The sequence below is a fragment of the Variovorax sp. 01T439_2 genome (assembly GCF_056398445.1).
In genome coordinates this window covers 1-6,365 of the sequence record NZ_JBFTPJ010000267.1, presented here as the reverse complement: position 1 = coordinate 6,365, position 6,365 = coordinate 1, and the positions used below count along the sequence as shown (strand labels likewise).

10 protein-coding genes and 1 pseudogene are annotated in these 6,365 nt (G+C 68.9%); 6 read left to right on the top strand and 5 right to left on the bottom strand.

The window, feature by feature from the left end:
• Positions 1-207: pseudogene (locus AC1DOC_RS14510) on the bottom strand (MSMEG_0572/Sll0783 family nitrogen starvation response protein); the annotation flags it as partial.
• Between the two features lie 350 nt (positions 208-557).
• Between AC1DOC_RS14510 and AC1DOC_RS14505 the strand changes: the two are divergent.
• Positions 558-1,955, top strand: a complete 1,398-nt coding sequence (locus tag AC1DOC_RS14505) for an aminotransferase-like domain-containing protein (protein WP_478079597.1) — start codon at positions 558-560, stop codon at positions 1,953-1,955.
• 15 nt (positions 1,956-1,970) lie between these two features.
• Here AC1DOC_RS14505 and AC1DOC_RS14500 read toward each other — a convergent pair whose 3' ends face one another.
• On the bottom strand, positions 1,971-2,420 hold the full coding sequence (locus AC1DOC_RS14500) for a hypothetical protein (protein WP_478079596.1): 450 nt from the start codon (positions 2,418-2,420) through the stop codon (positions 1,971-1,973).
• Between the two features lie 268 nt (positions 2,421-2,688).
• Between AC1DOC_RS14500 and AC1DOC_RS14495 the strand changes: the two genes are divergently transcribed.
• Both AC1DOC_RS14495 and AC1DOC_RS14490 read left to right on the top strand, forming a co-directional pair.
• The gene (locus AC1DOC_RS14495) at positions 2,689-3,057 is read left to right on the top strand and encodes a hypothetical protein (RefSeq protein ID WP_018904099.1); all 369 of its coding nucleotides are present in this window, start codon (positions 2,689-2,691) and stop codon (positions 3,055-3,057) included.
• A 20-nt stretch (positions 3,058-3,077) separates the two neighbouring features.
• Positions 3,078-3,533 (top strand): hypothetical protein, encoded by a 456-nt coding sequence (locus tag AC1DOC_RS14490; protein WP_018904100.1) that lies wholly within the window; start codon positions 3,078-3,080, stop codon positions 3,531-3,533.
• 23 nt (positions 3,534-3,556) lie between these two features.
• Here AC1DOC_RS14490 and AC1DOC_RS14485 read toward each other — a convergent pair whose 3' ends face one another.
• Both AC1DOC_RS14485 and AC1DOC_RS14480 read right to left on the bottom strand, forming a co-directional pair.
• Complete coding sequence (locus tag AC1DOC_RS14485) at positions 3,557-3,784, bottom strand: hypothetical protein (protein ID WP_012745730.1); 228 nt, start codon at positions 3,782-3,784, stop codon at positions 3,557-3,559.
• A gap of 21 nt (positions 3,785-3,805) precedes the next feature.
• Positions 3,806-4,156: a hypothetical protein gene (locus AC1DOC_RS14480; RefSeq protein WP_012745731.1), complete on the bottom strand. Its 351-nt coding sequence runs from the start codon at positions 4,154-4,156 to the stop codon at positions 3,806-3,808.
• 201 nt (positions 4,157-4,357) lie between these two features.
• On the opposite strand from AC1DOC_RS14480, the gene AC1DOC_RS14475 reads away from it, so the two are divergent.
• The 3 genes from AC1DOC_RS14475 to gph all read left to right on the top strand — a co-directional run bounded on the left by AC1DOC_RS14475 (position 4,358) and on the right by gph (position 6,107).
• Entirely contained in the window at positions 4,358-4,615 is a 258-nt protein-coding gene (locus AC1DOC_RS14475; RefSeq protein ID WP_478081887.1) for a hypothetical protein, read from the top strand.
• Between the two features lie 192 nt (positions 4,616-4,807).
• Entirely contained in the window at positions 4,808-5,293 is a 486-nt protein-coding gene (locus AC1DOC_RS14470) for a ferritin-like domain-containing protein (RefSeq protein WP_018904102.1), read from the top strand.
• Positions 5,294-5,378: 85 nt separating this feature from the next.
• On the top strand, positions 5,379-6,107 hold the full coding sequence (gph, locus tag AC1DOC_RS14465) for a phosphoglycolate phosphatase (protein WP_478081885.1): 729 nt from the start codon (positions 5,379-5,381) through the stop codon (positions 6,105-6,107).
• A 10-nt stretch (positions 6,108-6,117) separates the two neighbouring features.
• Here the strand turns inward: gph and AC1DOC_RS14460 are convergent.
• On the bottom strand, positions 6,118-6,365 hold a 248-nt coding region (locus AC1DOC_RS14460), incomplete at its 5' end, for a chalcone isomerase family protein (RefSeq protein WP_478129982.1).

The following is a 6,365-nucleotide window of genomic DNA, read 5'->3' as shown; positions in this document are numbered from 1 at the left end:
CAGCAGCACCGAGGTCTCGTAGCCCTTGCGCCTGAGGCGCGTGGCCTGCAGCAGGTTCACGAAGCCGACCGAGCCCTCGAAGGCCACCGTGTGGAAGGTGACGAGCGCCTTCTCGCCGGGCTCGGCCTTGACGTCTTCGAACACCTTCTCTTCGTAGTCGACGAGGAACTCGCCTTTCTCGTTGCGGGGGCGGGTGACTTTGGGCATGGGGTACTCCGGTTGAAGAAAAAGGGGATGAACGCAGGTCTTGCGTGCCTTTCTCTTTGCAGGCGACGTGCCAGCGCCCGGCGCGGCGCGTGCGATCAATGCGCGATCAATTCGCCGGGATGCGGCCTACGCGCCCGAAAACTTTTTTCGGCCGCACGAAAACCCCTCGGCCAAGGCGGCCGGCGCGGCCCCGCCTGCACCGGGAAGACGCATCCGCCATGCGATCAATGCACCCGATCAACGGGGTTGATCGCACCTGATCGAGGCATCCGGCCCCTCTGGAGCGGGCGCGATTCCTGCGTGCCTGATCGGTGGCCCGATGCAATCAATGGATGCAATCAACTTTGCCGATGACCACGATCACCGCCCACTGGCGCAAGCAGCTGCGCAACACCGCCAAGCCGGCCTACCTGCTGCTGGCCGAATTGATTGCCGACGACATCAAGACCGGCCGCCTCGCCGTGCGCGACCGGCTGCCCACCCTGCGCGAGCTCGCGGCCGAGCTGGAGCTCAACTACACGACGGTGGCACGCGGCTATGCCGAGGCACGCAAGCGCGGCCTGATCGATTCGCGCGCCGGCACCGGCACCTTCATCCGCTCGGGCAGCCCGAGCCTGCGGCTGCGCGGCGGCAGCGGCGCCGAGATGACCATGAACATGCCGCCCGAGCCCGACGACCCGCACCTGATGGCGCGGCTGCACGACAGCGCGAGCCGCGCCTTCGCCGAGGCCAACCTGCACGACCTGCTGCGCTACCAGGACTTCGGCGGCACCGCGCACGACCGCGAGGCCGCGATGCACTGGCTGCGGCCCTTCGTGCCCGACGCGGGCATCGACCGCATCCTCGTGTGCCCCGGCATCCACGGCGTGCTCACGGCGCTGTTCTCGCAGCTCGCGCGGCCGGGCGAGCTGATCTGCGTGGAGTCGCTCACCTATCCGGGCGTGAAGGCCATCGCGGCGCAGCTGGGCGTGCAGCTGCATGCGCTGCAGCTCGATGACGACGGCCCCATTGCCGATGCCTTCGAGCACGCCTGCAGGACGCTCAAGCCCAAGGCGCTCTATTGCAACCCCACGCTGCTGAATCCGACCGCGGGCACGGTGCCCCGCGCGCGGCGCGAGGCGCTGGCCGACGTGGCGCTGCGCTATGCGGTGCCGATCATCGAGGACGACGCCTACGGCATGCTGCCGCGCCAGACGCCGGCCGCGCTCGCCACGCTGGCGCCCGGGCTCACCTACTACGTGAGCGGGTTCTCCAAATGCTTTGGCGCGGGCCTGCGCAGCGCCTACGTGTGCTCGCCCACCGTGGTCCAGTCGCAGCGCCTGGCTGGCGCGATGCGCGCGACCACCGTGATGGCCTCGCCCATCACCAATGCGTTGACCACGCTGTGGGTCGAGGACGGCACCGCCGAGGCCATGCTGCAGGCGGTGCGCAGCGAATCGATGGCGCGGCAGGCGCTGGCCGCGCGGCATCTGGGCGGCAGCGGGCTGCAGGCGCATCCCGAGGGCTTCCATGCCTGGCTGCCGCTCGCGCCGGGCTGGAGCCCGGTGGAGTTCGCCTCCTACCTGCGCACGCAGAACGTCGGCGTGGTGGCGAGCGCGGCCTTCTCCACCGATGGCGATCCGCCCGAGGCGGTGCGCATCTGCCTGGGCGGCCCGATGTCGCGCGAGCAGTGCGACCAGGCGCTGCGGCTCATCGCCGACACGCTCGCGCATCCGCTGCATCCGCACGCCACGCTGCGCGGCGGCTGAGCGCGGTGGCCGCGTTCAGGCGCAGTCGAGCTTCAGTGCCTCGATGCGGCCGCCGAAGCCGAGCTTGCGCATCAGGCCGCCCTCGCGGCTGTTCGCCGGAAAGTCGACCGTGCGGTCCTTGAACATCGCATGCTCGTACACCTTCAGCGTGGCGCGCGGGCCCACGCTGACGCTGTCGATGTCGCGCTTGAGCTGCCGCGCGGTGCCGCGGTCCATGCTCTGGACCTCGGCCGGCCCCACCAGCGTCAGCATGTCGCCCTGGAAGTTGCGGCCGGTATAGAACTGGGCCCAGCAGCCCGAGGCCAGCGCGGGGTCTTCGATGCGCACGGGCACGAGCAGGATCGTGGGATCGGGCTGGTTGTCCGTGGCGGCGGTGGGGCTGGCCGAGCGCGTGGGGCCGGGCATGTGGGAGCAGGCGCCGAGCGCCACGGCGCCGGCAATCATGAGGTAGCGGAAATTCTTCATTGGTTCATTGGATGAGGATGGTGGTTGCTGCGGTTGGGAAAGCAGGCTCTTCAGGCTAGCGGCCACGGCTGCCCGCCGCGTAGGAGCAAAGCCCAAGCGCCCGTCCCCGCGCCGCGACGGCGGCGTTTGCCGCGCGCAACGCCGGGCGGCAAATCTCCGCGAATGGCTGYGGCCCGGATGCGCCCCTTTCCTACGCCGGCCGGTGCTGCGGATGTCCAGTCTGGCGATTCGCACCCATCCAATTTCTTGTTCATCATCGAAGGAAGCCATGGCCACGAGCAGCATCCTGGGAGGCGAACGCCCGCCGGAGGAACCGAAGGGAACGGACGTCGACAGCCTGGGCCCCAGCGACACGAGCGACAGCGGAAGCGACGTGCGCACCTCGCGCGAACGCAGCGCCATTCCCGAAGACGCCGCGGAAGGCGCCATTCCCATTTCGCATGAAAGCAGCACCGATGCCGAGGGCACCGGTGAGCGTGCGTCGGCGGACGCTCCGCCGTCAGCGCCCGATGCGGACATCCTGCCGGACCGCACCGAGGACGCGGGCTCGCCCGACGAGCTTGCCGGCACGGAAGAAGAAGAAATCGACGGCGACAACGACGACGAAGCGGAGGACGCCGGCAACAAGCCCGCTTGAGGCGAGTTCGGTGCAACGCCATGCACGGCCAACTTGACTGCGCGCTCCACGGGCTCCAGCAGCTTGCCTATGCCCGGATCACGCGCGAATTCCACCAGGCCTGGCAGGCGAGGACGGACTGTCCCGCGTCCTGCGAAGCCGCCATCGGCGAGTCGCATCGCCGGGTGCAGCAGTGCGAACAGGTGCTCGCGCAGCTGCGCCTGCTGATCGACGATCCACAGCAGATCGCGGAAATCAAGATTGCGCGCGCGTTGTACCTGCGCCTGCTGCTGGAAAGCGCGCCCGTGCGGCTGCAGTCGTGGAGCGACAGCGAAAGCTTCGACGACATGCCCAAGTCCCACCTGTTCGAATGGATTTCCTACGACTTCGAACGGCTCGAACTGGCCGAGCTCGAAGGCTCCATGACGCCCGAGGAAGCCGCTTCGTACGCGCAGGCGCTCGACGCGCGCGCCAGCAGCAGCCTGCGCGAGGAGTGAGCGCGCGGCGGGCGGGCCTTCACTCAGCCCCGGCCCAGCACGATCGCGCCGTCCTGGATGTAGCGGTCGAATTCGAGCTTGGGAATGGCCGCGGTCAGCGACTGGCCCTGGTCGGTCCAGGTGAGCACGACGCTGTCGTCGGCCATCATGATCTGGCAGTTCCCCTTCGGGATCTTCAACTGCGGGCCGTCGCCGGCGCGAAACGCGACATCGCCTGCGATGCGGGCGTCGATCTGCGTGGTGGAAGTCATGGTCTTGATCTGCCTTGCTTGCTATTGCGGCGCGGGGCGCGCGTGGCGGTGGCTGCCGTCGCTGCGCTGCTCCTTGGAAGGATCGGCATCGCGCGTGGGTGCGAGGCCGCCGGGCGAACCCGCCGAGGGCGGCCGCGAGGTCTGCGTGCGCGCGCTGGCCGGGCCCTGGTCGGCGCCGAGCTGGCGCTGGTCGGTCGCGCCGGCGGGCTGGTCCGCGGGGCGCGTGGCCGGCGGTTTTTCCGCATCGCTCATCGGCGGAGCGCGCGTGCCCTTGGGCGTGCCGGTGGGCTGGGCGACCGCGGCCATGGCGGCCAGGGCCATGGCGGCTGCCGCGAGGCCGCATTGGAAGAAGCGCAGTGGTTTGCCGTGCATGGAGGAGTCCTCGAAAAGAAGAAGCTGCAAGCCTCCTTTCTCGCGCAGCCTGGCCGCGTGCTTGTAGGCAGGGACAGCATTCCCGCGCCGGTGGCAGGCCTGCGCGCGACTCGCTTGCGCCGAAGACGCGCCGCTTTCCTACGCGCGCCGCCACCAGCGCGGCGCACGGTGGAATTTCTTTCTAGCAAAGGAATCCACAGCGTGACGCAAAGACGATCCACCGAATCAGCGAATGCGCCAGCCTACGGCCGCCCCGTGCCCGCCGAGCGCAGCATGAAGCGCGAGGCCAGGACGCCGGCTGAAAACGGCGAGCCCGTGGGCCCCAACAACGGCCCGGCCATCACCGAGCAAAGAAAACCGCCCACCCCCGGCGATGCCGCGGTCGGCGAAAGCGGCAACCACGGCAGCTCGCCGGGCAGCCAGCCCGGCCGTGCCGAGAAGGCATTGCGCGAGGAATGATGAGCCGCCGGTGAATGCATCGGGGCAGCCCACCCCGAAGAACGCTTACAGCGGACGTCAGGCGGCACCGACACCGGTCCTCCTGCGCTCGAACACCATTTCTTCATGGAACCAGCGCACGCAGTGCAGCAGCTGGCGCTGGCAATTCTCAACCTGCCTCGATTTCGACGAGGCCTACGAAGGAGTCATGACATGGCCAACTACACGAACACCGCGGACACCGCCACCACCGAGGATGTGGTCAAGGTGCTGAACGATCTTCTGGAGAACTCGCGCGACGGCGAATACGGCTTCCGCGCCTGTGCCGAGGAAGTCGACTCGCCGCAGCTCAAGCAGGTCTTCCAGAGCCGCTCGGCCGAATGCGCCAAGGCGGCAGCGGAACTGGTCCAGCTCATCCAGCGTTTCGGCGGCTCGCCCGACAAGGGCGGCACGGCGACCGGTGCCATGCACCGCGGCTGGGTGCACGTGAAGGGCACGGTGGGCGCCAACAGCGCGCTCTCCATGCTCGAGGAATGCGAGCGCGGTGAAGACGCCGCGGTGGCGCGCTACCGCAAGGCGCTGAAGGAGGACTTGCCGGCCGACGTGCGCGCCGTGATCCAGCAGCAGTCCGAAGGCGCCAAGCGCAACCACGACCAGATCAAGCGGCTGCGCGACGAGATGCGCAGCAAGAGCAAGTAAGTCACAAGGGGCAAGGGACTGCGCCGCCCGGCAGGGCCGCACGGGGCAAAATGGACATCGTCCTGCAACTCCGGCGGCCTTGTCCTTGACCTCCATTCACTACGACCTCGCGCGCTTCGATGCCGCCATCGTCGACCTCGACGGCACCATGGTCGACACCCTCGGCGATTTCGCGGTGTCGCTCAACCACATGCTGGGCGACCTTTCGCTGCCGCCGGTGGCACCGGCCGCCATCGAGAAGATGGTGGGCAAGGGATCGGAGCACCTGATTCTTTCGGCGCTCGCGCACGTGATGTCATCCGGCAGCGCGGCGCCCGAGGGCGCGGACGCGCAGGTGCTGCACGCGCGTGCGCAGGCGCTCTTCGACCAGGCCTGGGAACGCTACCAGCATCACTATCTCGCCATCAACGGACARCACTCGGCGGTGTACCCGGGCGTGGTCGAAGGATTGAAGGCGCTGCGCTCGCGCGGCCTGCGCCTGGCCTGCCTCACCAACAAGCCGACCTCGTTCGCCAAGCCGCTGCTGGCGGCCAAGGGGCTCGACGGCTTCTTCGACTTCGCGTTCGGCGGCGATGCCTTCGCGCGCAAGAAGCCCGATCCCCTGCCGCTCCTGAAGACCTGCGAAGCGCTGGGCACCGCCCCCGCGCGCGCGCTGATGGTCGGCGACTCCAGCAACGACGCCAGGGCCGCGCGCGCCGCCGGTTGCCCGGTGGTGCTGGTCACCTACGGCTACAACCACGGCGAACCGATACGCGGCGTCGATGCCGACGGCTTCGTCGACTCGCTCGCCGAGATCGACCGAAGCGTTTCCTGACGGCGCGCGGCTACTTGCCGAGCAGCGCGTCCTTGAGCTTCCAGTCGGCCGGCGCGGGCCCGAGCCAGATGCGCAGCAGCGCGTTGAAGAACGCCGGCTCCTTCACCGGATCGGGCTGCGGCACGCCGCGCACCGTCACCAGCGTGCCCGTGCCGGGCAGCCAGTCGATGGTGAAGGTGTCGCCGGCCTTGAGCTGCTTCTGGTCGGAGAACATCCGGCCCATGCGCAGCAGCCCCGGAATGAGGTTGACCATTTCGC

Excerpts from the sequence above, each read along its gene's own strand:
- AC1DOC_RS14505 (WP_478079597.1), top strand. The coding sequence starts at position 558 with ATGACCACGATCACCGCCCACTGGCGCAAGCAGCTGCGCAACACCGCC.
- AC1DOC_RS14500 (WP_478079596.1), bottom strand. The coding sequence starts at position 2,420 with ATGAAGAATTTCCGCTACCTCATGATTGCCGGCGCCGTGGCGCTCGGC.
- AC1DOC_RS14495 (WP_018904099.1), top strand. The coding sequence starts at position 2,689 with ATGGCCACGAGCAGCATCCTGGGAGGCGAACGCCCGCCGGAGGAACCG.
- AC1DOC_RS14490 (WP_018904100.1), top strand. The coding sequence starts at position 3,078 with ATGCACGGCCAACTTGACTGCGCGCTCCACGGGCTCCAGCAGCTTGCC.
- AC1DOC_RS14485 (WP_012745730.1), bottom strand. The coding sequence starts at position 3,784 with ATGACTTCCACCACGCAGATCGACGCCCGCATCGCAGGCGATGTCGCG.
- AC1DOC_RS14480 (WP_012745731.1), bottom strand. The coding sequence starts at position 4,156 with ATGCACGGCAAACCACTGCGCTTCTTCCAATGCGGCCTCGCGGCAGCC.
- AC1DOC_RS14470 (WP_018904102.1), top strand. The coding sequence starts at position 4,808 with ATGGCCAACTACACGAACACCGCGGACACCGCCACCACCGAGGATGTG.